General features: G+C 64.5%; 26 protein-coding genes and 1 tRNA gene. 7 read left to right on the forward strand and 20 right to left on the reverse strand.

Annotated features, from left to right (window positions below; genetic code table 11):
- Positions 1-62: 62 nt before the first annotated feature.
- Positions 63-854 (reverse strand): YdcF family protein, encoded by a 792-nt coding sequence (locus ACE103_RS23145; protein WP_375775025.1) that lies wholly within the window; start codon positions 852-854, stop codon positions 63-65.
- Between the two features lie 66 nt (positions 855-920).
- Here ACE103_RS23145 and ACE103_RS23150 point away from each other — a divergent pair, with 66 nt between their 5' ends.
- The 4 genes from ACE103_RS23150 to ACE103_RS23165 all read left to right on the forward strand — a co-directional run bounded on the left by ACE103_RS23150 (position 921) and on the right by ACE103_RS23165 (position 4,668).
- A complete protein-coding gene (locus ACE103_RS23150) occupies positions 921-1,862 on the forward strand; it encodes an acetamidase/formamidase family protein (protein ID WP_375775026.1) in 942 nt (313 codons plus the stop codon).
- Positions 1,863-1,948: 86 nt separating this feature from the next.
- Positions 1,949-3,775 carry an AMP-binding protein gene (locus ACE103_RS23155; RefSeq protein WP_375775027.1) on the forward strand — a complete coding sequence of 609 codons (1,827 nt, stop codon included), beginning with the start codon at positions 1,949-1,951 and terminating at the stop codon, positions 3,773-3,775.
- A 173-nt stretch (positions 3,776-3,948) separates the two neighbouring features.
- A complete protein-coding gene (locus ACE103_RS23160) occupies positions 3,949-4,149 on the forward strand; it encodes a hypothetical protein (RefSeq protein ID WP_016844973.1) in 201 nt (66 codons plus the stop codon).
- A 51-nt stretch (positions 4,150-4,200) separates the two neighbouring features.
- Positions 4,201-4,668, forward strand: coding sequence for a GcrA family cell cycle regulator (locus ACE103_RS23165; RefSeq protein ID WP_375775028.1), 468 nt, complete (start codon positions 4,201-4,203; stop codon positions 4,666-4,668).
- A gap of 74 nt (positions 4,669-4,742) precedes the next feature.
- Here the strand turns inward: ACE103_RS23165 and ACE103_RS23170 are convergent, their stop codons facing one another.
- The 3 genes from ACE103_RS23170 to ACE103_RS23180 all read right to left on the reverse strand — a co-directional run bounded on the left by ACE103_RS23170 (position 4,743) and on the right by ACE103_RS23180 (position 8,200).
- A complete protein-coding gene (locus ACE103_RS23170) occupies positions 4,743-5,705 on the reverse strand; it encodes an SDR family oxidoreductase (protein ID WP_375775029.1) in 963 nt (320 codons plus the stop codon).
- Positions 5,706-6,039: 334 nt separating this feature from the next.
- Positions 6,040-6,219: a hypothetical protein gene (locus ACE103_RS23175; RefSeq protein ID WP_375781166.1), complete on the reverse strand. Its 180-nt coding sequence runs from the start codon at positions 6,217-6,219 to the stop codon at positions 6,040-6,042.
- Between the two features lie 442 nt (positions 6,220-6,661).
- A complete protein-coding gene (locus ACE103_RS23180) occupies positions 6,662-8,200 on the reverse strand; it encodes a porin (RefSeq protein WP_223967609.1) in 1,539 nt (512 codons plus the stop codon).
- 451 nt (positions 8,201-8,651) lie between these two features.
- On the opposite strand from ACE103_RS23180, the gene ACE103_RS23185 reads away from it, so the two are divergent.
- Positions 8,652-9,164 (forward strand): MarR family winged helix-turn-helix transcriptional regulator, encoded by a 513-nt coding sequence (locus tag ACE103_RS23185; RefSeq protein ID WP_223967608.1) that lies wholly within the window; start codon positions 8,652-8,654, stop codon positions 9,162-9,164.
- 62 nt (positions 9,165-9,226) lie between these two features.
- On the opposite strand, the gene ACE103_RS23190 is transcribed toward ACE103_RS23185, so the two are convergent.
- From ACE103_RS23190 to ACE103_RS23220, 7 genes are all read right to left on the reverse strand, one after another.
- Positions 9,227-9,304: transfer RNA gene (locus ACE103_RS23190), tRNA-Pro, on the reverse strand.
- A gap of 99 nt (positions 9,305-9,403) precedes the next feature.
- On the reverse strand, positions 9,404-10,000 hold the full coding sequence (locus ACE103_RS23195; protein ID WP_223967607.1) for a MerR family transcriptional regulator: 597 nt from the start codon (positions 9,998-10,000) through the stop codon (positions 9,404-9,406).
- 128 nt (positions 10,001-10,128) lie between these two features.
- Entirely contained in the window at positions 10,129-10,464 is a 336-nt protein-coding gene (locus ACE103_RS23200; RefSeq protein WP_223967606.1) for an integration host factor subunit alpha, read from the reverse strand.
- Positions 10,465-10,594: 130 nt separating this feature from the next.
- Positions 10,595-11,572 (reverse strand): beta-ketoacyl-ACP synthase III, encoded by a 978-nt coding sequence (locus tag ACE103_RS23205; protein ID WP_375775030.1) that lies wholly within the window; start codon positions 11,570-11,572, stop codon positions 10,595-10,597.
- Entirely contained in the window at positions 11,569-12,630 is a 1,062-nt protein-coding gene (plsX, locus tag ACE103_RS23210) for a phosphate acyltransferase PlsX (RefSeq protein ID WP_375775031.1), read from the reverse strand. Before plsX ends, ACE103_RS23205 begins: the two co-directional genes overlap by 4 nt.
- A 321-nt stretch (positions 12,631-12,951) precedes the next feature.
- Positions 12,952-13,539, reverse strand: coding sequence for a DUF177 domain-containing protein (locus tag ACE103_RS23215; RefSeq protein WP_375775032.1), 588 nt, complete (start codon positions 13,537-13,539; stop codon positions 12,952-12,954).
- Complete coding sequence (locus tag ACE103_RS23220) at positions 13,536-14,087, reverse strand: ubiquinol-cytochrome C chaperone family protein (RefSeq protein WP_375775033.1); 552 nt, start codon at positions 14,085-14,087, stop codon at positions 13,536-13,538. Before ACE103_RS23220 ends, ACE103_RS23215 begins: the two co-directional genes overlap by 4 nt.
- 137 nt (positions 14,088-14,224) lie before the next feature.
- On the opposite strand from ACE103_RS23220, the gene ACE103_RS23225 reads away from it, so the two are divergent.
- Both ACE103_RS23225 and ACE103_RS23230 read left to right on the forward strand, forming a co-directional pair.
- Positions 14,225-14,704 carry an outer membrane protein assembly factor BamE gene (locus ACE103_RS23225; RefSeq protein ID WP_375775034.1) on the forward strand — a complete coding sequence of 160 codons (480 nt, stop codon included), beginning with the start codon at positions 14,225-14,227 and terminating at the stop codon, positions 14,702-14,704.
- Positions 14,705-14,798: 94 nt separating this feature from the next.
- The gene (locus tag ACE103_RS23230) at positions 14,799-15,806 is read left to right on the forward strand and encodes a Bug family tripartite tricarboxylate transporter substrate binding protein (RefSeq protein WP_375775035.1); all 1,008 of its coding nucleotides are present in this window, start codon (positions 14,799-14,801) and stop codon (positions 15,804-15,806) included.
- A 48-nt stretch (positions 15,807-15,854) separates the two neighbouring features.
- Here the strand turns inward: ACE103_RS23230 and ACE103_RS23235 are convergent, their stop codons facing one another.
- The 9 genes from ACE103_RS23235 to glyA all read right to left on the reverse strand — a co-directional run bounded on the left by ACE103_RS23235 (position 15,855) and on the right by glyA (position 24,440).
- The gene (locus ACE103_RS23235) at positions 15,855-16,010 is read right to left on the reverse strand and encodes a hypothetical protein (RefSeq protein WP_223967599.1); all 156 of its coding nucleotides are present in this window, start codon (positions 16,008-16,010) and stop codon (positions 15,855-15,857) included.
- A 167-nt stretch (positions 16,011-16,177) separates the two neighbouring features.
- Positions 16,178-18,298, reverse strand: a complete 2,121-nt coding sequence (locus ACE103_RS23240) for a sodium-translocating pyrophosphatase (protein ID WP_223967598.1) — start codon at positions 18,296-18,298, stop codon at positions 16,178-16,180.
- Positions 18,299-18,521: 223 nt separating this feature from the next.
- The gene (gene thiL / locus ACE103_RS23245; protein WP_375775036.1) at positions 18,522-19,523 is read right to left on the reverse strand and encodes a thiamine-phosphate kinase; all 1,002 of its coding nucleotides are present in this window, start codon (positions 19,521-19,523) and stop codon (positions 18,522-18,524) included.
- Between the two features lie 138 nt (positions 19,524-19,661).
- Positions 19,662-20,156 (reverse strand): transcription antitermination factor NusB, encoded by a 495-nt coding sequence (nusB, locus tag ACE103_RS23250; RefSeq protein ID WP_375775037.1) that lies wholly within the window; start codon positions 20,154-20,156, stop codon positions 19,662-19,664.
- Between the two features lie 2 nt (positions 20,157-20,158).
- On the reverse strand, positions 20,159-20,650 hold the full coding sequence (gene ribH, locus ACE103_RS23255; RefSeq protein ID WP_375775038.1) for a 6,7-dimethyl-8-ribityllumazine synthase: 492 nt from the start codon (positions 20,648-20,650) through the stop codon (positions 20,159-20,161).
- A 202-nt stretch (positions 20,651-20,852) separates the two neighbouring features.
- A complete protein-coding gene (locus ACE103_RS23260; protein ID WP_223967595.1) occupies positions 20,853-21,461 on the reverse strand; it encodes a riboflavin synthase in 609 nt (202 codons plus the stop codon).
- Positions 21,461-22,633 (reverse strand): bifunctional diaminohydroxyphosphoribosylaminopyrimidine deaminase/5-amino-6-(5-phosphoribosylamino)uracil reductase RibD, encoded by a 1,173-nt coding sequence (ribD, locus tag ACE103_RS23265; RefSeq protein WP_375775039.1) that lies wholly within the window; start codon positions 22,631-22,633, stop codon positions 21,461-21,463. The genes ACE103_RS23260 and ribD overlap by 1 nt, the downstream gene beginning before the upstream one ends.
- Entirely contained in the window at positions 22,630-23,112 is a 483-nt protein-coding gene (nrdR, locus tag ACE103_RS23270; protein ID WP_176530931.1) for a transcriptional regulator NrdR, read from the reverse strand. The genes ribD and nrdR overlap by 4 nt, the downstream gene beginning before the upstream one ends.
- Positions 23,113-23,138: 26 nt before the next feature.
- Positions 23,139-24,440, reverse strand: a complete 1,302-nt coding sequence (glyA, locus tag ACE103_RS23275; protein WP_375775040.1) for a serine hydroxymethyltransferase — start codon at positions 24,438-24,440, stop codon at positions 23,139-23,141.
- Positions 24,441-24,859 lie beyond the last annotated feature (419 nt).

Genomic DNA, 24,859 nt, shown 5'->3' on the forward strand with positions numbered 1-24,859 from the left:
GCCGCCTGTTGCTTTGATGTTAGCCGGATTGGACGAGGGAAGCGACAAGCTCGTGGTGCGGCTCAACGTGCTGGTCCCGGCAGCAAATCATCGGTCTTGCCCGCCAGATGATAGGCCACCAGCCCGATCCACTCCCGCGCGCCGAGATCGGTGCGCGACAGGCCCTCGACCGCGAGCGTCGCGAAACCCGTGACATTGCCGACCCGCCAATCGACCGGATAGGCCTCGACGTTGAATCCCGCCTTGCGGAACAGCCCGACCGACCGCGGCATGTGATAGGCCGACGTCACGAGCAGCCAGCGCTCACCCGGCTTGGGATCGACCAGCGCCTTGGAGAACTCGGCATTCTCCACCGTGTTGCGCGAGCGGCGCTCGATGATCCATCGCGATTTGGCAATGCCGAGGCTCTCGAATATCTCGGCGGCGTAGTCGGCTTCGCGCGCGTCATTCGAGATCAGGTTCGCGCTGCCGCCGGTGAACACGAGGCGCGCGTTCGGATATCTGCGCGCGAGCGCCGCCGCCGCGATGACGCGATCCGCCGCGGTGCGCACCACCGGCGTGCCGTGCGCAACCGACAGATCGGCATCGATCGAGCCGCCGAGCACGATGATGCCGTCGGGCGCGCCGCGCGAAGCGTCCCATGGCGGAAAGCGCTGCTCCAGGATGGAGATCAGGACATTGCCGAGCGGCGAGAAGCCGCAGATCGCGAGCAGCAGCGCTGACGCCACCATCAACCTGCCGCCGAGCCGGGCAAACCGCGTCAGCAGCAGAACGGCGCCGATCACGCCGATACCGATCAGGAAGTTGATCGGCAGCAGCAGGATGCCGAGCGTCTTGGAGAGCACAAAAAACAAGCGAAGCCTCTGCGAAGTTCTGCTACAGCGTCATACGCTGTCGGGAATGCAATAAAAAGCAGTCACATGACCCATCATCATCTGAAGTCCAGTCCCGAAACCTGCCATTGGGGCTTCTTCGAAGCAAAGCTGAAGCCGGTCCTGACCATCGCAAGCGGCGACGAGGTCACGATCGAGACCGTCAGCGGCGGCCCCGACGTAGTGCCCGACCGTGGCAAGTTCGTCGTGCCTCCCGAGCTCGACGACATTCACGCGAAATGCGAGCGGATGGTGCCCGGGCACATCCTGACCGGCCCGATCGCCGTCAGCGGCGCCGAGCCCGGCGACGTGCTCGAGGTCGATATTCTCGACGTCCAGCTCCGTCAGGACTGGGGCTACAATCTGATCAAGCCGCTGTCCGGCACCCTGCCCGACGATTTCCACGAGACCCGCATCCTCAACATCCCGCTCGATCGCGCGCGTATGGTCGGCCGCATGCCATGGGGGCTCGACCTGCCGCTGAAGCCGTTCTTCGGCGTGATGGGCGTATCGCCGCCGCCGGCCTGGGGCCGCATCTCCTCGCTGATCCCGCGCGCGATGGGCGGCAATCTCGACAACAAGGAGCTCGGGGCCGGCGCCAAGCTGTATCTGCCGGTGTTCGTGCCGGGCGCGTTGTTCTCCTGCGGCGACGGTCATGGCGTGCAGGGCGACGGTGAGGTCTGCGTCACCGCGATCGAGACCGCGCTCACCGGCCGCTTCCGCCTGACCCTGCGCAAGGACCTCAAGCTCGCCTATCCGCGCGCCGAGACCGCCGACCATTACATGACCATGGCGATGGATCCCGATCTCGACCAGTGCGTGGTGCGCGCGCTGCGCGACATGATCGTGCTGCTCGGCGAGAAGCGCAATCTGTCGCGCGAGGACGCCTATATGCTGTGCAGCCTGGCCGCCGACCTGCGCGTCACGCAGACCGTCAACGGCTCCAAGGGCATTCACTGCATGATCGCCAAATCGGTCGTTCACGGCTGACGCCGGTCGATAAGCCGCACTTGTGTTCCGCAAGCGCGGCTCGATACAATCCCCGTTCCAACGAACAAAAATGGACGGGGACGGATATGCTCAAGGACAGGCTTTCGCCGGCCGACGAGGCTGCGCGCGACAAGGAGATGCAGGAGACGCTCGCCGCCTGCCCGCGCATCCTCGATCTCATTGCCCGCGGCCCCCAGGGCGCGCCGGACGCCGAAGCCGCGATCTATCTGCGTTCGCCGCTCGATCCCAACCCGGTCGTGATCTCGAACGATCATCTGATGGGCTGCATCAAGGCGGCCGAAAACTATTTCCGCGGCCAGGGCATCGGCAAGGACGATGCGGTCGCCGTCCTGGTGCCGGCGTGCCCGGCGACCGTGGTCGCGATCTTCGGCGCAGCCGCCTGCGGCGTCGCCGAGCCGCTCAATCTGCTGTTCACGCGCGAGGCGATCGTCGCCCAGCTCAACGCCATCAAGGCAAAGCTGTTGCTGGCGCCGCCGCCCGGCATGCCGGGCGGGCTCTATGAGCGGGTCGAAGGCTTGCAGCGCGAGGTGCCGTCGCTCCAGCGCATCGTGATCGTGCCGCTCGACGGCAGCATCGCGTTCGACGGCGAGGTGCTGCGGCCTGATCCCGCGTGGCGCGACGACTACGGCAAGTCCAAGGACATGAGCGAGGCCGACCGGGTCGCGGTGATGCTGCCGACCGGCGGCACGACAGGTCATCCCAAGGTGGCGCGGCTCACCAACCGCGCGATGGTCGCATCCTCCGTGTCCTCGCGCATGGCGCTCGATTTTCACCGCAGCGAGCGCGCGATGATCACGATGCCGCTGTTCCATGTCGGCGGCCTGTTCTGCACGACGGCCAATTGCCTTTCCGCCGGCACGACGATTTTCATCCCCGGCCCGGCCGGCGCCCGCGATCCGGCGCTGATCACGCATTTCTGGAAGATCGTCGAGAAATACCGCGTCAACATCTCCGGCAACGTGCCGACCACGCTCGGGGCGCTGGCCGACATCCCGGTCGCGGACAGCGACATCTCGACCCTGCGCGTCACCGCCACCGGCGCCTCGATCTGCCCGCCGGAGATCGAACGGCGGTACCTTGCGACCTGGGGCGGCCCCTGCATCCAGCAGCTCTACGGCATGACCGAGCTCGCCGGCGCCATCACCCACGACGTGCACGGCGTGAAGCCGCGCGCCGAGAGCGTCGGCACCCGCAATCCGCTGGTCGAGCTCGCGATCCTTGACGGCGGCAAGCTCAACACCGGGCCGTGGCCCTCGCCGGTCGGCGAGCTCCTGACCAGGGGTCCGCAGGTGTTCGCCGGTTACGTCGACAAGAAGCAGACCGAGGAGGCGTTCCGCGACGGCTGGCTGCGCACCGGCGACATCTGCCGGATCGACGCCGACGGCTTCGTCTACATTCTGGGCCGCGCCAAGGACGTCATCATCCGCGGCGGCCACAACATCGATCCGCGCGCGATCGAGGATGCCGCATTGGCGTTTCCGGGCGTGGCGCTGGCCGCGGCCGTCGGGCGTCCGGACAGCTATGCCGGCGAAGTGCCGATGCTGTTCGTCTCGGCGCAGCCCGGCGCCCATATCGATCCGAACGCGCTCGCCGCCTTCGTGCAGGACAACATCCTGGAGCCGCCGGCGCGGCCGCGGGTGGTGTCGGTGATCCCCGAGATGCCGGTCACGCCGGTCGGCAAGATCTTCAAGCCGAAGCTGCGCGAGATCGCCGCCGGCGAGGCCGCGCGTGAACTGCTGGCGCGGGAAGGCTTGTCCGGCGAGGTCAGCGTCGAGGCCATCACCGACCCGTCCCGCGGGCTGTACCTGAGTGTGAGCGCGCCGGCGGACAAGGCCGAAACAGCTGAACGGCTTCTCAAGACGTTCCCGGTCAAGGTCGAGTTACGATCCTAATACACTCATTTACCTAGCTAATTTGACGGCAGCGCCGCGCCGGAATCAGCTTCCGGCGCGCGCGAGCGTGCGCGTCCAGTTTCGCAGTCCACGGCTTGACGGACCGCCATATTCCTAAATAGACTCTAAATAAATACTTTTCAGTACAAGCGTTCAGGGTTAAGCGTTTTCTCATGGCTACAGAAAAGGCCGAAACCGACCGCGTCCCGGTCACGTTGGCGCTCTCGACCATTGGTTACCTCGAGAAGCTGGTGAGACAGGGCACCCACGGCACGAGCGTCCCGGGCGTCGCACGGACATTGATCGAGGAAGGCATTCGGCTCGCCATCAAGGACGGGTTGCTTGCAATCCGCGACAACGGCCGCACGCCCTGACGGGGACGTGTGCCGGCGCGGCGGTTCAACACAGAACGTGGAACCGTCAAAATGATCACCATCGAGCCGACCTGGACGCCGGAGCGCGTCGACCAACTCAAGATCTACTTTGAAGCCGGCCTCTCCTGCCGCGACATCGCCGTCAATATCGGCGTCAGCCGCAATGCGGTGATCGGCAAGCTGTCGCGGCTGAACCTGACGCGCACGACGCCGGACGAACGCCGTGCCAGGCGGAAGAAATCCACCGCGCACGCCGCGCAGCGGGCGACCGCGAAGCAGCAGCTCCGGTTGCTTCAGGAGGTCTACGAACAAGTGGCCGACGATGCACCGATCGTCAGCGCCAACAACTGCTCGCTATTCGAGCTGAGCGAGCAGCGCTGCCGCTGGCCGATCAGCACACCTGGCGCCGATGATTTCTGCTTTTGCGGCAACACGCCGCTCGGCGGCATGCCCTATTGCTCCGGGCATTATCGCCTCGCCTATCAGGCGGGATCACGCCAGCGCGCGATCCGCAGGTAGCGTTTCGCGCGACGCGCACCGCGTCGAAACGGGAAGCAGGTCCGGTTCTGATCGATCAGAACCGGACCTGCTGATCACCCGACCTTCCAGCCGGTCGCCGCCACGATCCCCTGGTAGAACTCCGGCGTGTAGGCCTGCTCCGGGGTGTTGCGCACGCGCTCGTCGAGCAGATGCGCATCGTCGCCGACCAGGATGCGCCAGCGATCGGCCTTCACGCCATCGAGGATGATCTTGGCGGCGGCGGCGGCCGTCGTCGGTGCCTCGTCATGGAAGATACGAGCACGGTCGAGCGCGAGCTGCTGGATGTCGGCATCCGACATCTTGGCGACGTCGATGCCCTGCCCTTGCAGACGCTGGCGTGCCTGCCTGATCTCGTCGGGATTGAGCTGGTCGGCGCCATTCTGCACCTTGCGCGAGTTCGACACGATCGAGGTGCCGATGTGGCCGGGCATCACGACCGAGCATTTGACGTGCGGCGCGTTGAGGCGGAGATCGTTGATCATCGCCTCGGTGAATCCCTTCACCGCGAACTTCGCCGCGCTGTAGGCGGTGTGCGACACGCCCATGCCGACCGAGGCCCAGAAGCCGTTGACGCTCGAGGTGTTGACGATGTGCGCCTCGTCGGCCTTCACCAGCAGCGGCAGGAAGGTGCGGACGCCGAGATAGACGCCACCCCAGCAGATGTTGAAGGTGCGCTCCCACTGCTCGCGCGTATTGGTGAACAGGCTGCCACCACCGCCGATGCCGGCGTTGTTGAACAGCAGATGGATCTTGTCGGTCGCCTGCTGCTCGACCAGCTCATCGCGAAAGCGCTTGTAGTGGTCCTCGATCGAGACGTCGGCGACATGGGTGGTGATGCGCAGCCCCTGCGGCAGCTTCTCGACCTCGCACAGCCGCTTGGTCTCGGCCATCGCTTCCATCGAGACATCGCACATCGCGACGTTGCATCCTTCAGCAACGAGCTGCCGCGCCAGCTCGCGCCCCATGCCCGTGCCGCCACCGGTGATGACGGCAATCTTTCCGGCAAAATCCTTCATGTGAGATCCGTTCCTTCCTTGATTCTTGCCTGCTTGTTCTTGGTTTCGGCTGGAGCGCGGATCGCAGTCGCAGCCGCTTGGCTGCGGCACTCTACATCACCGAATTATCGCGCAGCAACGGCGCCCACTCATCGCGCGCAAGTGTGCCGCCGGCAGCAGATCGAAATCATTCCGCGTAGCGAACAATCCGATATCGACAAGCGCAGAAGCGGCATGGCCCGATACATCGTCATCGTATGCGCGCTCTCGGATGCTGCGATGATGTCGCTCGAATCTCGAACGCTTGTCCGCGAATTCGGTGAGCGAGATGTCGGAGCGCGGGACCGCTCGCGCGCTATTCGGCTGTCTCGATCTGCACAGGCGCGCGCCGCCGCAGAACGCCGGTGCCGGCGCTCAAGACAAGCTTGAGCAGGCCGCGCCACGAGAAGTCGACGACAACTTCATGGTGCCGTAACCCCTTGCCGCCCTTCACCAGCCCGAGATCCCGGATCAAGCAGTAATGGCCGCTGCTCATTCGAGCCAGGCGGCTGTTCTTGAAGCGTCTCATGAGTAACGAGAATGCACTGCGGATCGATTCCGTCAAATCTTGACGGCGTCGAATCGGCGAGACGGAGTGAGCCCTGCTTGCGAGCAACTGTTTGCGACGGCCGCGCATCACCATCGGCGGCGACGGCGGCCGGTGCCTTGAATCAAAAACCTCCGGCAGGGCATTGCCGGAGGTTTGGGAGGCTTAGCATGAGCTAAGAGCCATCATTCAATGTGTTGGCCGCCACATATATAGTTTAGTAGATCAGGTAAGTAAATAAATTTGCCGCGAATGAATCGCATGGCACGTCTTCGTTGTTCGCCTGGACCGAATTGACGCAGCCAATCTTCCGCTACCTATTTTCAGTCGAAGAAAAACCCCGGCAGTTGCCTGCCGGGGTTCTGTCAGATCGTGATCAGATCAACCGGTATTACCAGTTGCGCTGAGCGCGGAAGAGCATCTGGACAGTGTCCTGATCCTTCAGCTCGTAGGTCGCGGTCGGCTTGCCGACAGCAGCAGCAGCCGTGGTGATCGTGCCGGCATACTTCTGGTCGAGGTGGACGTACGTCACGTCGGCCGAGAAGGTCAGGTTCTTGACCGGGGTCCAACGGGTGATCAAGCCGACCTGCGCGATGTTGTAGTCGGGGTTGCAGTTGGTCACGCCAGCGCCGCCACCGAAGGTGGTGCGGAACGTGCCACCGACGCCGCCGACGCCGCAGATGAGCGACTTAGCCGTGTCGTTGTACATGATCGCAGCGTAAGCACCGTAGATGCTGGTGTTCCAGTAGGGATCCCAGTTGTGGGTGTACGCACCGCGCATACCCCAGGTCTTGACGCTCTGCTGCTGACCGCCAGGGCCAAACACCGTGTCAGGCGCAGTGCCGAAGCCGACGCTGCCATACGCACCCGGGAGGTTCGAACCACTGTAGATGGCGACCGAGCTGAACTGGCTGGCCAGTTCCTGGATGTTGTAACGGGTCGCACCGTCCGTGTAGACGCCCTGGATGTTGATGGTGTCGCCAGGTCCGGTCGGGATGTTCTTGATCGACAGGGCCAGCGCACCAGCCCAGCCCCACTTGTCGTCGGGATGACCGGTCAACTCGGTGCCGCCGTAGTAGGCTGCGTGATTGTCATGCGCGGCGATCGACGCCTGGAAGATGCCCCAAGCCTGGTCGACCTTGAGCGCAGCGACGAAGTCCGGCGCGATCGTGCCAGCGTAGTCGCTCGAGCCGTAAGCACCGGCAACCGAGAGGTTGTTCACGCCAGCCTGCATGTAGGCAGCCTGGTCCTGCGCCGACAGAGCCAGCGACACGCCGTTGCCGAACTGTGCGGTGTAGGTGAACTGGTTGATGCCGTTGGTGGTGCTCACGCCGCCGACGAGACCGTCGTAGTTGTTGCCCGGATAACCGTTCCAGGGAGCAGCGAACTGCGAGACCGCCTTACCCATGGTGAAGCCGGCGAACTGGATGAAGGCGTAGTAGACGCCGACCGAACCAGCGGCAACGTTGCCCGAGCCAGCGTTGTTCGGCGCAGAGGACGTGCCGATCGGCGAATAGATCGTCGAACCGGCGGCAGCGCCCGGACCGTAGCTATCCGTGGTCCAGGTGAACACCGCGTCGAAGTAGGTGCGGACCACGCCGTACTCGGTCGCGGTGCGGGTGTCGATGTTGAAGTCTTCACGCGAACGCCAGGTGTAGCCGTTGGTGAAGCGGTTGTTGGCACCGCTGGCGCCGTTTACGTTCGGGCCGTAGACGCTGTTGCCGTTCACAACCACGTCGGCACGAACGAAACCGCCCAGCTTGATGCAGGTGTCGGTGCCGGGGATGTAGTAGAAGCCCGGACCATAGAGAGAGCAAACCTTCACGTATTCGACCGCTTTGGCCTTAACGGGAAGATCGGCTGCCTGTGCCCCGCCGACCGCGACCAGCGCAGCGGCCGAGCCCAGAATAAGGCTCTTCGCCAATTTCATATTAAACCTCCAAGTTGCTCATATGCGTAGAGTCCGGGCCGCGAGCGCCCCGTGATCCTCCCGCATTGTCCAAGACCGTTTTCCCCAAACCTCGCACCCTCAGATCAATCTGTGAGTGCGACGGACTTGAACGATCACCGCAACGGGACGATCGAGATTCCCCTACCGCCGGGTTCAATATGCATGGGCGAGTTGCCCAATCAAAATAGTTTATAAAGTCAGGAATGCGAATGCGGCCACACTGTGTCCCGCCAGCAACGCTCGACGTAAGCCCCTTACCTGCATGGCCAATTTGTCGCACCCCAAAAAGTCCAATCGTCACACACGCATCATAATTGCATTACGTTCACTTGCCTTCCTGAGCGACTTACTAGAAAAAACGTCCCGTCGACGCCGGAATCAAGAAATAAATCAGCACAAAGCTGAGTCGGCACCTAGGGAAGGGGAAGCTGTGTCAGTGACCAGGAAGGATCAGGCGCGCCTGCGCGCCATCGAGAATCTCGACATCATCAAGCGCTTTACGCTCGAGATCTCGTCCATCAACTCGCATCTCGAACGGGTCCGCCAGCTCTGGGGCAAGGCGCTTGGCGTCAGCGGTCCGCAATGGATGATCCTGATTGCAATCTCGGACCTCGACAAGGACGACGGCGTGCCGATCAACGTGGTGTCGAAGCTGCTGCATGTCGATCCGTCGTTCGTGACCACGCAGTCCAAGCTGCTCGAGCAGAAGGAGCTGCTGCGCCGCGCGTCCTCGCCGGCCGATGCGCGCGTGGTCCGCTTGTCGCTGACCGACAAGACCCGAAAGCATCTGGCGGGCCTCGCCGACCAGCACAAGGCGTTCAAGAAGACCGTGTTCGAGGAATTCAGCGAGCCCGAACTGGCCGAGTTCACGGCCAAGCTTGCGATGCTCAACAACCGCATGGAAAAGGCATGCCTGATCGCCGCGATGGATCTCGAGACCTGACGATCGCCGCATCGGGTCGCAAACAACGCCCGAATGCTTTCAAAATCGCATGCTTTGAAAAATGGTCGGAGCGAGAGGATTTGAACCTCCGACCCCTAGTCTCCCAGACTAGTGCGCTAACCGGGCTGCGCCACGCTCCGATGCCGTTCCATTAGCTGCGATCCTGCGTTCGCGCAAGGCGGCGCAGGCGCTTAAAGGCTGCAATCCGGGGCCCGGTTCCCCATGGCAGCTTCCTTGGCTCAGCCGTCCTTCATCGCCGCATCGATCAGCTGCCGGCAGGCGACCAGCTCCTGCAGCGCGCGTTCGAGCTTTTCCCGGTCCACTGGAGGGACGGAGGGACGCACCGGCGGTGCGGCCGACGCCTTGCCCGGATGGGCGTGCGCCTTCTTGTAGGTCGACAGGATCGGGTCCTCGTCGGGATCGACGAATCGGTAGTCGATACCGCCCTCGTCTCCGTCGCCTTCCTCGCCGTCGAAATCGAGGCCGTCATTGCTCTCGAGGTCGTCGGGCTCGGCCATGCTGTTGCCGACCGCCTCCTCGACCGCGCCGAACGAGACGGCGGCGGTCTGGTCGGCGATGCCCTGCACCGACTTGATGCCGTGCTCCTTCAGGATCCGCTGCACGCCGCGGATGGTGTAACCCTCGCCGTAGAGCAGCCGGCGGATGCCCTTGAGCAGGTCGACATCGTCGGGGCGATAATAGCGGCGTCCGCCGCTGCGCTTCATCGGCTTGATCTGCGCGAAGCGCGTTTCCCAAAATCTCAGCACATGCTGGGGAATATCGAGCTCATCTGCGACTTCGCTGATGGTACGGAACGCATCCGGCGCCTTGTCCAAATGCCCGCTCCTCTGGCTTCAATGCCCAGAGCCCCTTCCGTTCCGGTTGAATCGGAACGGGGCCCTTGATTCTAGTTTTGGCGCGTCTTCTTCACGCGAACCGGGTATCCACTTCGCTTGAAAACGCCCTAGTCGGCCTTGCTGCCGTCGCCATTGGTGACGACATGGCCATTGATCCGCTGCTTCAGGATCGCCGACGGCTTGAACACCATCACACGCCGCGGCGAGATCGGCACCTCGGTGCCGGTCTTTGGATTGCGCCCGATACGCTGGCCCTTCTTGCGCACCATGAAGGAGCCGAATGAGGACAGCTTCACCGTCTCGCCCTTTTCCAGGCAATCGGTGATCTCCTTCAGCACCAACTCGACAAACGCCGACGATTCCGTGCGCGACAGACCTACCTTTTGGTAGACCGCCTCACACAAATCGACGCGCGTCACTGTTTTTCCAGTTCCATTGGTCATCGCCTGCCCCGCACTCTCGGCGAACAATTTCTTGACTGAAATTAAAAGCTTAGCGCGCAATGGTCAACAGCGACCAGCATCCGGGCGCTGGAAAGATGCCGGCAACCTGCCGATACTCTTTGACGATGCGCTACCAGCGCACGAGCGCCGAGCCCCAGGTGAAGCCGCCGCCCATCGCCTCGAACAGCACCAGATCGCCCTTCTTGACGCGTCCGTCCTTCACGGCGACCGACAGCGCCAGCGGGATCGAGGCCGCCGAGGTGTTGCCGTGCTTGTCGACTGTCAAGACCACCTTCTGCGGCGCAATATGCAGCTTGTGGGCCGATGCATCGATGATTCGCTTGTTGGCCTGGTGCGGAATGAACCAGTTGATGTCGTCGGCGGTAAAGCCGGTGGCCTTGAATGCATCGACGATCACATCGGTGATCATGCCGACGGCGTGCTTGAATACCTCACGGCCTTCCATCCGGAGATGGCCGACCGTCTTGGTCGAGCCGGGACCGCCATCGACGAACAGCTTCGACTTGTGGCGCCCGTCCGAGCGCAAATGCGTCGTCAGCACGCCGGGATCGTCCGTGGTGCCGGAATGCTGCTGCGCTTCCAGCACCACCGCGCCGGCGCCATCGCCGAACAGCACGCAGGTGCCGCGGTCGTTCCAGTCGAGGATGCGCGAGAAGGTTTCGGCGCCGATCACCAGCGCCCGCTGGTGGGCGCCGGCGCGCAGGAAATTGTCGGCGGTGGTCAGCGCAAAGACGAAGCCGGAGCACACCGCCTGCAGGTCGAACGCGACGCCGTGGTTGATGCCGAGCGCGTGCTGGACGGCGACCGCGGTCGCCGGAAAGGTGTTGTCGGGCGTCGAGGTCGCCAGCACGATGAGGTCGATCGACTGGGCGTCGATCTTGGCATCGGCGAGCGCGGCGCGCGCGGCATTGATCGCGAGATGCGAGGTGAACTCGTCATCGGCAGCGATGTGCCGCTCGCTGATACCGGTGCGCTGCACGATCCAGTCATCCGACGTATCGATGCGCTGAGCCAGTTCGGCATTGGTCAAAACCCGCTCCGGCAAATATGAGCCGCAGCCGAGCACTACCGAACGTATCGTAGTCACGAGACAGCCTCCTGCGCGGTCTGCGCCTTTACCAGGGCGCCGCCGTCACGGTTGAGCATCTGATTGATCTTGGTGAGGAGATCGTAGTGGGCCATCTCATAGCCAACATCCACCGCATAGGCAAAGCCTTCCGCGTTGGTGCCGCCATGGCTCTTGACCACCACGCCGTTCAGGCCGAGCAGCAGGCCGCCATTCGACTTGTTGGGATCGAGCTTGTCGCGCAGCTTCTGGAACGCGCCGCGGGCAAACAGGTAACCGATCCGCGCCAGCAAGCTCGACGACATCGCCTCGCGCAACAGCGTGAACATCTGGCGCGCGGTTCCCTCGGCGGCCTTGAGCGCGATATTGCCGCTGAAGCCTTCCGACACGATGACGTCAGCGAGCCCCTTGCCGATCGCATCGCCCTCGACAAAGCCGATATAGTTGAACTGCGGCGCGTTCATCGCGCGCAGCATCTCGGCGGCCTCGCGGATTTCCCCGTGGCCCTTGATCTCCTCGGACCCGATATTGAGCAGGCCGACGGTCGGCCGCTCGAGATTGAACAGCACGCTCGCCATCGCGCTGCCCATCACCGCGAGCGTTGCCAGATGGCGAGCGTCGCCGCCGATCGAGGCTCCGAGATCGAGCACCACCGAATCGCCTCGCAGCGTCGGCCACGCCGCAGCGAGCGCCGGGCGGTCGACGCCCGGCAACGTCCGCAGATTGATACTGCCCATCGCCATCAGCGCGCCTGAATTGCCCGCAGAGACCGCAACGTCGGCCTCGCCGTGCTTCACCGCATCGATCGCCAGCCACATCGACGACGCCCTGCGGGTCCGCCGCAGCGCCTGGCTCGGCTTCTCGTCATTCTTCACCGCGACGTCGGTATGGATCACCTTCGATACCGCCTTCAGCGCCGGATGTTTCGCAAGCTCCGGCTCGATCTGGGCCCGGTCCCCGACCAGCAGGAATTCGCTGTCGGGATGACGGCTCAACGAGATCGCGGCGCCGGGAATGACCACCGATGCGCCGACATCGCCCCCCATGGCGTCAAGCGCGATTCGAACCTTATGAGGCATGAACGTCCCGGAAGCCTGCTCTCCCACAGCCCTTCAGATGAAGACCGCGAGCTTGAAGTCACCGCCGTCAACGGCGCGCGGCGAAACACGAACTCGCGTCCCGGCCGGGCCGCGACAATAGCGTGTCCGCGGTCCGACACAACCTCTTGACCACAAACAACCGAGGCGCCGAACCGTCACGCAACACATCAAGACATACCAGAAATACGTTACATTTCAAACTATTATGACGCATACTTGAAGTAACCGGGAATACCCCTCGCGCAGGCCCGCAGGCAAGCCATCCCCTCAAATGTTGGCGCTGGCTTCCCTCGGCTTCCCTCAATTCCCCTTCGGCTTCTTGCCGTCGGCCTTGTCCTTCAGCGCCTTCAGCGCGGCGAAGGGATGATTTTCCGGATCAGGCGCTTCAACCTCATGTTCAAAGACCGCATCCGCCTTGCGCGGATAGGGGTCGATACCGAGAAACAGCGCATCGGTGGCGAGCCGGCCGATGTCGATGAAGCCGCCGACGATCGGCTCCGGCGGGTCCGGAGTCTCCTCTTCGCTTTCCTCGGCGTCGTCGACGAGGTCGGCCATCTCCGGGATCTGCTCCGGCGGCGCGAACACCACATCGATCGGCTCAATGACCTCGCTCTCGATCGGATCGAGCGTCACCACGCAGGTCTGCCCAACCCTCGCCTGAACCCTGCCGGTGACGTGGTAGCTGCCGTCGCGCTTGGGCTGCAGATCGAACTCGGCATGCGCGGACACGACCTCGCGCAACTCGGCGACCTCGGCCATCGCCTTGCGCGTCGCCTCGTCGGCCACGATCTCGCGATGCAGCCCGGTATCCGGGATCTGCGCGACATTGACGAGAACGCGCCAAGGGTCCCGCGCGGCATTTGATCGCCCTGTGCTGCCGCCGCTCATGCCGTGGTCCTCGCAGCTTGCGGCGCTTGGAAGCGCCATGCCCCCCGGGTCAGCGCCGCGAGGTCGGCGCGCGCCAACTCGGCCATCGCCTGGCGGGCATAGACGGCCAGTTCGCGGGCCTTGTCGAGGTTCTGACCATTGAGGATGTTCTTGCAGAACGACTGCGCCAGGGCCTCGTCGCCGTCGGTCAGCGCCAGGTCGTAGGCCGCGGTACGGCCATAGAAGGCCTCGCCGAACGCCTGCATCCGCTTCGGCACCGTCAGGTCGCCGACACCCATTTCCCTGAGATTGTCGTCCATGTCGATGCAGAAATGATCGAACAGGGCCTGGGACAGCTCCACGCCGCCTTCCGCGGATTTCAATCGCCGCAGCACCACCCACAGATGCATCAGAAGCAGGTCAAAACGGCCATTAACCGTGTCCGGAACGCCCAAGTCACGGTAAAACAACGGTTCTCGCGCCTGCGTCACGATCATGCCATAGATGGTCTCAATGGTGCTGCGCGCGGGCACCCGGGGTCTTCTGAAGTGATTGAACGGCCAAAGCATAGCGGGTTCCGGCTGCCGGTCCCCAAAGGGACGCCTGTTGAGGGGGCGCCCGTCGGACGCCGGCATGATTGCAATCCATTGAGCTGCCCGGTACGTCAATGCCCCGGCCGATGCAAGAGGACGGATCAGATCCGCCGATGAACCACACCTTTTCACGACAGTCTCGCGCAGCTTCCGCGCGCGGGTTCCTTTCGCGCTTCCGCGCTATCGCGGTCGTTGGTCTGTTCTGCGCCGCTGCGCTCGGCGGCTGTGCCGGCGAGCAATTCCAGAAGGGCTACATCCTGCCCGACGGGGCGCTCGAGCAGATTCCGATCGGCGCGAGCCAGGATCAGGTGCTGATCGTGCTCGGCACGCCCTCGACGGTCGCAACGCTCGACGGCGAGGTGTTCTATTACATCTCGCAGCGGACCTCGCGCCCCGTCGCCTTCATGAACCAGCGCGTGGTCGACCAGCGCGTCATCGCGGTCTATTTCGACAAGAACCGCCAGGTGCGCCGGCTCGCCAATTACGGCCTGAAGGACGGCAAGATCTTCGACTTCGTCAGCCGCAGCACGCCGACGTCGGGCCAGGAAATGTCCTACCTGACACCGCTCTTCAAGCTGCTGAGCTTCAACTAGAGCTTAAGGACTGCGCCAGTTTGTCGCTTGCCCCACGGGCAAGCGGTCCCCTAGGCTTGCTCGCAAACAAGAAGCCTGAGCAGGGGGTAAGCGCGTGAGAGCGAAGAGATTTTCCCGTCGTACGGTATTGTCGGGCACGGCCGCGTTGGCGGCCGCGTCGATCCTGCCACGCGCCAGTCTCGGAGCCGGCGACTGGCGGCCGACGGAAACGGTTCGGATCATCGTGCCGGCCGCGGCCGGCGGCTCGACCGACGTGATGGGGCGGCTCTTGGCGGCGCATTTGCAGCCGCTCTGGGGCCAGTCGGTCGTGGTGGAGAATCGCTCCGGCGCCGGCGGCACCATCGGCACCGCGGAGGTTGCCCGCAGCAAAGGCGACGGCCACACCATCCTGATCGGCAATCCCGGCCCGAACGCGATTGCCTTCAGCATCTTCCGGAACCTGACCTACAAGGCCGAGCAGTTGCAGGCGGTCTCCAACATGATCCGGATCCCGAACATCGTCTCGGCGCATCCATCGACCGACATCAAGTCGATCCCCGAATTGATCGCCTATCTGAAGAAGAATCCCGACAAGCTGACCTATGGCTCGTCCGGCACCGGGCAGAGCCCTCACCTCACCGGCGCCTGGTTCCTGCAACTCACCGGGCTGAAGATGACGCATGTGCCGTTCCGCGGCGCAGGCCCCGCGCTCCAGGCCGGGCTCGCCGGCGACATCCAGATCCTGTTCGACAATCTCTATCCGTCGCTGCCGCAGGTCCAGGACGGCAAGCTCAACGGGCTCTGCGTCACCACGGCCGACCGCAGCGAGTCCGCACCCGATCTGCCTGTGATGCGCGAGGGCGCGCCGGAGCTCGCCAAATTCGACGTCGCGTCCTGGTTCGGCGTGTTCCTGCCGAAGGCCGCACCCGCACCCGTGGTCGACGAGCTGAACCGTCAGATCAAGGCGATGCTGGAGCGCGACGACGTCAGGAAGAACATCAGTGGCATGGGCGCCCGCGCCGACTACGGCACGCCGCAGCAATTCTCCGATTTCGTCGATGCCGAGACGAAGAAGTTCGCCGCCATCATCGAGAAGGAAGGCTTGCAGATGGAGGTGAAGTGACGGCGCAGCCGTCACTCGCATTCCTCCCGGAGCACGGTGCGGCCAAGATTACGAAGACTTGTTGATCTTCTTGATCTTGGCGTCAGTTGCTTCCATCGACATCGCCAGCTCCATGATCGCCTGCGACAGCAGCTCGATGGCCTCCTTCTGATCCTGCGACTTGGAGGCGCGGAGCGCATAGTTCCGTGCGGATGAGAGCGACATCGATTGATCTCCGTTCTGTTCGCGTCTGGTTGTCGGCAGATATCGTTGGCGGAAAGCCGATCAATCCGGCAGTACACCGAACCAAGTCCATGCAAAACAAAAACCCCGCGGCTCGCACCGCGGGGTTTTGCATTCCTTCGTTTGGCGCCGCTCAGTGCGCCAAGAATTTAGTGCGCCAGGATCGCCAGCAGCAGCAGCGCCACGATGTTGGTGATCTTGATCATCGGGTTGACCGCCGGGCCCGCCGTATCCTTGTAGGGATCGCCGACGGTGTCGCCGGTCACCGCGGACTTGTGGGCGTCAGAGCCCTTGCCGCCGTAGTGGCCGTCCTCGATGTACTTCTTGGCGTTGTCCCAGGCGCCGCCGCCCGAGGTCATCGAGATCGCGACGAACAGGCCGGTGACGATGACGCCGAGCAGCATGGCGCCGACCGCGGAGAACGCCGCCGACTTGCCCGCCGCGCCGCCGCCCGCGATCGCATAGATCAGGAAGTAGACGACGATCGGCGACAGCACCGGCAGCAGCGAGGGGATAATCATCTCCTTGATCGCCGCCTTGGTCAGCAGGTCGACCGCCTTCCCGTAATCCGGCTTGTCGGTGCCCTGCATGATGCCGGGCTTCTCGCGGAACTGACGGCGCACCTCTTCAACGATTGCGCTGGCGGCACGTCCCACCGCCGTCATGCCCATCGCGCCGAACAGATACGGTAGCAGGCCGCCGAACAGCAGGCCGACCACGACGTAGGGGTTATTGAGCGAGAAGTCGGGATTGACGCCCTTGAAGTAGAGGTGGTTGGCAGAGTCTGCGATGAAGAATTTGAGGTCCTCATTATAGGCCGCAAACAGCACCAGCGCACCGAGACCGGCGGAGCCGATCGCGTAGCCCTTGGTCACCGCCTTGGTGGTGTTGCCGACCGCATCGAGCGCGTCGGTCGACTTGCGCACCTCCTTGGGCAGACCCGCCATCTCGGCGATGCCGCCGGCGTTGTCGGTGACCGGGCCGAAGGCGTCGAGCGCGACGATCATGCCGGCCAGGGCCAGCATGGTGGCGGTCGCGATCGCGATACCGAACAAGCCGGCCAGGCTGTAGGTGACCAGGATGCCGGCGATGATGACGATCGCAGGCAGCGCGGTCGCCTCCATCGAGATCGCGAGGCCCTGGATCACGTTGGTGCCGTGACCGGTGACCGAGGCCGCCGCAATCGACTTCACCGGGCGATAATCGGTGCCGGTGTAGTACTCGGTGATCCAGATGATCAGGCCGGTGACGACGAGACCGACCACGCCGCACTCGAACAGCGCCATGCCGGTGAAGCTGACGCCATCGAGCTTGCCGAAGCCGATCAGCCAGTTGATCACGGCCGCGACGCCGACCAGCGACAGGATGCCGGTGGCGATCAGGCCCTTGTACAGGGCACCCATGATCGACTGGCTGGCGCCGAGCTTGACGAAGAAGGTGCCGATGATCGAGGTGATGATGCAGATGCCGCCGATCGCGAGCGGCAGCGTCATCATGTTCACCAGGATCGGCGTCTTGGCGAAGAAGATCGCCGCGAGCACCATGGTGGCGACCGCGGTCACCGCGTAGGTCTCGAACAGGTCGGCCGCCATGCCGGCGCAGTCGCCGACATTGTCGCCGACGTTGTCGGCGATGGTGGCCGGGTTGCGCGGATCGTCCTCGGGGATGCCGGCCTCGACCTTGCCGACGAGGTCGCCGCCGACGTCAGCACCCTTGGTGAAGATACCGCCGCCGAGACGGGCAAAGATCGAGATCAGCGAAGCGCCGAAGCCGAGCGCCACCATGGCGTCGACCACGGTGCGGCTGCCGGCTTCCAGCCCCATGAACTTGACGAGCACCATGAAGTAGATGGTGACGCCAAGCAGCGCGAGACCGGCAACCAGCATGCCGGTGATCGCACCCGCCTTGAAGGCGAGTTCGAGGCCGCCGGCGAGCGAAGTGGTCGCCGCCTGCGCGGTGCGGACGTTGGCGCGCACCGAGACGTTCATGCCGATGAAGCCGGCCGCACCCGACAGGATGGCGCCGATCGCAAAGCCGATCGCCACCAGAAGGCCAAGGAAGTAGGCCAGCACCACGAAGATCACGATACCGACCATGCCGATCGTCGTGTATTGCCGCCGCAGATAGGCTTGTGCGCCCTCGCGCACCGCGCCCGCGATTTCCTGCATGCGGGCACTGCCCGCATCCGCGTTCAAGACCGACTGCGTCGCCCAGATCGCGTAGACGATGGAAAGCGCCCCGCAGAGCACAATCAACCATAAAGCTGTCATTGAATGTTGCCTCAGATCCTTGATGTAACCCCCGCGCCTTCTTTGTGCCGCTAGGGGGCGGCAGGCGCTTATTTTGCGAGGACAATCCTCCCCAAAAACGGATTGCCTCAAATCGGGCGCGACCTTGCCAAAATCGTTACCGCTGTGCAACGCCACCTGCGGCCGAAAACGCCGATATTGGCAGCTATTTAGAGGGAAAGTCGGCGCGTTTCGGCCGGACGTTCTAGAAATGGCTGTAGGACAGCCGCTTCAGCGCCAGTTCCCGGCCCTGTCCGTCGAGGAAGCTTGGCGGTGACAAGCCAGCAATGAGGCCACCGATCGCGGTCACGGCGACCTTGGCCTGCCGTGCCTCTCGCAGGAAGGCGTCCGCGCGATCGCCCGGCACCGCGCACAAGAGTTCGTAGTCATCGCCGCCAGCGACCAGCGTCTCGATACCGATCGCCTTGCGCGCGAGCAGCCCCGCGGCCGCAGGCGACAACGGGATGCTCGGCACGTTGATCACGGCTGTCACGCCACTGGCTGCGCAAAGCTTGGCCAGATCGCCGGCGAGACCGTCAGACACATCCATCGCCGCGCTGGCGTAGCTGCGGACGGCCTTGGCGAGTGCGTTGCGCGGCTGCGGCACACGGTACCGGCCGGCAAGAAAATCCCGTCCGGCGGCATCGTCGGCCAGTGCCGCGGCGACCGGGCCGCCCCGGAGCACGTCGAGGCCGAGCGCGGCATCCCCGATCGTGCCGGTCACGAACACGCGGTCGCCGGCTTTTGCCCCCGCGCGGTGCACCATCTTGCCCTGCGGCAGCCGCCCGAACGCGGTGATCGAGATCATCAGCGGTCCCGGCGTCGACACCGTGTCACCGCCGAGCAGCGGGCAGCCATAATGGCTGGCGTCCTCGCCGAGCGCGCGGGCAAACGGCTTGAGCCAGGCCTCCTCGGCGTGGCACAGCGCCAGCGTCAGCACGAAGCCGGCCGGCACCGCCCCCTTGGCCGCGATGTCGGACAGGTTCACCCGCAGCGCCTTGCGCGCCAGGGTGTCGGGCGGATCATCAGGGAGGAAATGCACCCCCTCAACGATCGCATCCGTGGTGACCACGATGTCCTCGCCGGCCGCCCGCAGCGCCGCGGCGTCGTCGTCGAGCCCGAACGCGCCCGGGTCGGTCGCCAGCGGCTTGAAGTAGCGCGCGATGAGGGAGTCTTCGCCGGAGGGACTGTCGTGACGCTCTGGCATATCGCGCGCGTTCCCCTCAGCTGTCATCGCCCGGCTTGACCGGGCGATCCAGTACGCCGCGGAAGCTGTTGTTGCCAATAACCGCCGCGGCGTACTGGATCACCCGCATGCGCGGGTGGTGACGGCGGAATACGTGGTTTAGCTCCGCACAAACTCGTCGCCGCGGAACTGGCGTGCGATCTGGTCGAGCACGGCGTTGACCATGCCGGTCTCGTCCTTCTCGACAAAGGCGTGCGCGACGTCGACATATTCGGAAACCACCACGCGGCCCGGCACGTCGCGGCGGTGCTCGAGCTCATAGGACCCGGCCCGCAGCACCGCGCGCAAAATCGCGTCAATCCGCTTCAGCGGCCAGCCCTTCGACAGCGCCTCGTCGATCAGCGGATCGAGCTTGGCCTGGTCGCGCACCACGCCAGAGACGACGTCGCGGAAGAACGCCGCTTCCGCCGGCAGGTACTTCTCGCCCTCGACCTCGTTGCCGAGCCAGTGGCTCTCGAACTCGGCGAAGATGTCGTTGATGCCCGCGCCGCCAATGTCCATCTGGTACAGCGCCTGCACGGCCGCGAGCCGTGCCGCGCCGCGTCGGTTGGCTTTCCTGTCGGGGGCTTTCGCGGGCTTCTTGTTGTGAGCCATGGTCAGGCCTTTGCCAGACGGCGTTTGACCCGCAGCATCGCGATCGCCGCGCGCGCGGCGTCGCCGCCCTTGTTCAACTCGCTGGCACGCGCCCGCGCCCAGGCCTGCGCCTCGGTGTTGACGGTGAGAATGCCGTTGCCGAGCGGGAATTTCCGGCTCACCGCCAGATCCATCAATCCACGCGAGGATTCCTGCGAGACGATCTCGAAATGGATGGTGTCGCCGCGCACCACGCAGCCGAGCGCGATCGCCGCGTCATAGGGCTTGCCGTTCGCCGCCGCCGCATCGATCGCAATCGCGATCGCGGCGGGAATCTCCAGCGCGCCCGGCACCGTGATCACGTCGTGGCTGGCACCGGCCGTCTTCAGCTCGGCAAGCGCGCCTTCCAGCAGTGCATCCTGGATGTCGTCATAAAACCGGGCCTCGACGATCAGCACGCGTGCGCCTGTGATGTCGGTCTGGTCCTTCAGGGGTGCGCGCCGCGCGTCAGCCATTTAGGTATCCATTTCATTTTGTTGACATTCACCGATAACGTTGCATGTCAACGTTTTGCGAGTTTGTAGTCGCCCCAACGACTGAAGCCAAGCAGGAATGCTTCAAACACGGTCATTCCGGGATGGTCCGTAGGACCAGACCCGGAATCTCGCGATTCCGGGCTCGATGCTGACGCATCGCCCCGGAATGACGGCTACGCCGTCATTTCATCTCCGACAGCCGCGCCGCGTAGCGGGCCATCAGATCGACCTCGATATTGACCTCACTGCCGGCCTTCCAGCCGCTCAGGGTCGTGACGGACAGCGTGTGCGGGATGATCAGCACCGAAAAGGTGACGTCATCGACCGTATTCACGGTCAGCGACACGCCGTCCAGCGTGATCGATCCCTTCGCCGCGATGAAACGCGCCAGTTCGCGGGTGGTTCGCAGCTCGAAGCGCGCCATGTCAGGCAGATCGTCGCGCTTGACGATGGTCGCGATCCCGTCGGCATGCCCGGCCACGATGTGACCACCGAGCTCGTCTCCGATCTTGAGCGCGCGCTCGAGGTTGAGCCGGCCACCCTGCGCCCAGTGCCTGGCGGTGGTCATGCCGAGCGTCTCGGCCGCGGCATCGACATCGAACCAGGTCTTGCCGTCAGCCGTGCCGGAGGCGACCACGGTGAGGCAGACGCCGTTGCAGGCGATCGAGGCGCCGTCGGCGATCGTGGTCTGGTCGTAGTCGCAGGCAATCCGCAACCGGTGCAGCTGCCCCTGCGCCACAGGCTTCAGGCTGGTGATCTCGCCGATATCGGTGACAATTCCGGTAAACATTACGCACGCTCGTAGATCGTGAGACTGTCGTTATCGAAGGTTTCGCTAGCACGAACCTTGAAGCCCGGCGACTGCGTGATTGCGTCGAGCGGCATTGCGTCCAGCGCGGGAACACCATCGGCGCCGATCGGTTCGGGTCCGCGCAACAGCCAGATTTCATCGACCAGGCCCGCTGCCACGAAAGAATTTGCCACCCGCGCGCCGCCTTCGACCATCAGCCGCGTGATGCCCTTCTCCGCCAGCGCATGCAACACCGCCGGCAGGTCGAGCCCCGGTTGCGCGCTGGACGCAACGCGGATCACCTCCGCCCCGGCAGCACCGAGCATCATCGCGGCCGGCGCCTCGGCAAGATCCGACGTCATCACCCAGAGCGGCGTCTCGCGCGCCGAATGCACCAGGCGGCTGTCGCCCGCGATCCGCAGCGCGCGATCCAGCACCACCCGCACCGGCGAGCGCGCCGCCATGCCGGGGAGCCGGCAGGTCAGCATTGGATCGTCGGCCCTGACCGTGCCGATGCCGATCAGGATCGCATCGCTCTGCGCGCGCAGCAGATGCACACGGGTTCGCGCAGCTTCGCCGGTAATCGCAACTGGCTTGTGTCCGCCGGCTGCGATCTTGTCGTCGGCGGACACCGCAAGCTTGAGGATCACATGCGGGCGCTGGTCCGTGATCCGGCGGAAATGCCCGGCATGGTCGCGCGCGGCGTCGGCGGCGCACAGCCCGACATCGACCGCGATCCCAGCGGCTCGCAGTTTCGCATGCCCCTTGCCACCGACGTCCGGATTGGGGTCCTCGATCGCCGAAACCACGCGGGCAAGCCCGGCTGCGACGACGGCATCCGCGCAAGGCGGCGAGCGGCCGAAATGCGAGCAGGGTTCGAGCGTGACATAGAGCGTGGCGCCGCGCGCGGCGCTACCTGCCCGTCTCAGCGCCTCGACCTCGGCATGCGGGCGGCCGCCGGGCTGGGTCCAGCCGCGGCCGACAATCACGCCGTCCTTGACGATGACGGCGCCGACCGCCGGATTGGGCCAGGTGCGCCCCAGCCCGCGACGGCCGAGCGCGAGCGCGAGCTGCATGAAGCGCAGGTCGGCGGCCTTTGCCGTTTCCTTGGCCGCTTCCTTCGCCTCTTTGGCCTTCTGCCCGAGCTGCTCTTCCAGAATGCGGAAGATCATTTTCGCAACGTCGCGATCCGCGGGTCGTCTTCGCCGGTCAGCTCGTCGAGCACGGCCTCGAAGTCCTTGGCTTCGCGGAAATTACGATAGACCGAGGCGAAGCGCACATAGGCGACGTCGTCGAGCTGGCGCAGATGCTCCATCACGATCTCGCCGATCGCCTCCGAGGAGACCTCCGCCTCGCCGCCGCTTTCGAGCTCGCGGACGATGGTCGACACCATCTTCTCCACCCGCTCCGACTCCACCGGGCGCTTGCGCAATGAGATTTGCAGCGAGCGCACCAGCTTGTCGCGATCGAACGGCACGCGGCGGCCGTTGCGCTTGATGACGGTGAGCTCGCGCAGCTGCACCCGCTCGAAGGTCGTGAAGCGGAAGTTGCAGGCCATGCAGACGCGCCGCCGGCGGATGACGGCGGAGTCCTCGGTCGGACGCGAGTCCTTGACCTGCGTATCGAGAGAATTGCAGCTCGGGCAGCGCATCCGACGGGACCTTTACGAGCGAACGGCTACTGGTAGATCGGGAAGCGGTCGGTCAGCGCCTTGACGCGCTCCTTGATCGCAGCCTCGACCAGCGGCGCCTTGCCGTCCGGCGACTGCGCCAGCGCGTTCAGCACTTCCGCGATCATGCCGCCGACCTGCTTGAACTCGGCGACGCCGAAGCCGCGCGTGGTCGCAGCCGGCGTACCGAGACGCAAGCCCGAAGTGACGAACGGCTTCTCGGGATCGAACGGGATGCCGTTCTTGTTGCAGGTGATCGCAGCGCGCACCAGCGCCTTCTCGGAGATGTTGCCCTTCAGGCCCTTCGGCCTGAGATCGACCAGCATCAGATGGTTGTCGGTGCCGCCGGACACGATGTCGAGCCCATGGCTGCGCAGCGTCTCCGCCAGCGCCTTGGCGTTCTCGACCACGTTCTTGGCGTAGACCTTGAAGTCCGGCCGCAGCGCTTCGGCGAAGGCGACCGCCTTGGCGGCGATGACGTGCATCAGCGGGCCGCCCTGCAGGCCGGGGAAGATCGCCGAGTTCAGCTTCTTCGCGAGCGTCTCGTCATTGCTGAGGATCAGGCCGCCGCGCGGACCGCGCAGCGACTTGTGGGTCGTGGTTGTCGTGACGTGGGCGTGCGGCACCGGCGAGGCATGCACGCCGCCAGCGACGAGGCCCGCGAAATGCGCCATGTCGACTAGCAGATACGCGCCGACCGAGTCGGCGATCTCACGGAAGCGCTTGAAGTCCCAGGCGCGCGAATAGGCCGAGCCGCCGGCGATGATCAGCTTCGGCTTGACCTGCTCGGCCTGCTTCTGGACTTCGTCCATGTCGATGATCTGGTCCTCGCGGCGCACCGTGTAGTGCGCGGCCTTGAACCACTTGCCGGACATGTTGACCGGCGAGCCGTGGGTGAGATGGCCGCCGGCGGCGAGGTCGAGACCCATGAAGGTGTCGCCGGGCTGCAGCAGCGCCAGAAACACCGCCTGGTTCATCTGGCTGCCGGAGTTCGGCTGGACGTTGGCGAAGCCGGCGCCGAACAGCTTCTTGGCGCGCTCGATCGCGAGGTTCTCGGCGACGTCGACCCATTCGCAACCGCCGTAGTAGCGCGCGCCCGGATAACCTTCCGCATATTTGTTGGTCATCACCGAGCCCTGCGCCTCCAGCACCGCGCGGCTGACGATGTTCTCGGAGGCGATCAGCTCGATCTCATGGCGCTGCCGACCGAGCTCGCCCTTGATCGCGGCAGCGATCTCGGGGTCGGCCTCGGCAAGGGTTGCCGTGAAGAAGGAATCGGGCGCGGAAGCGGTCTTGGACGATGAGGTCATCGGCGAAATATCTCCACCGCCGCAAGCCTTTACACGGGATGCGGACGGTCACGAGTGGCGGTCGAAGCTGGTTTCAGAGGGTTATCACATCACCCCAAAATGGCCAAGCGGTTGCGGTCCCCGCCGGTCAATTATGCCAGATATGGTGGGGATGCCGGGGATTGCCAGCCGGCCGGGCCGGCCCGCCCGTGACCCGGTTCCGATCCTCCCGGACGGCATCGCCGCGGCAGCCTGCGGGGCGGACGTGCGCCCTCTTTCCCGAGCGCCCGCCCCATCGGGGCTGACGCCTCAAGGCGCAAGCAACACCCTCGAACTTCGCCAGTGCCGGTCCCCCAATCACGCTTCACTCAATCACGCGACGGCCGACTCTCTGGATCATCACACGCGCGATCATGATGCATCGAGTCACGAGACGATTT

Source organism: Bradyrhizobium sp. ma5 (assembly GCF_042258955.1).
Classification (GTDB): Bacteria; Pseudomonadota; Alphaproteobacteria; order Rhizobiales; family Xanthobacteraceae; genus Bradyrhizobium.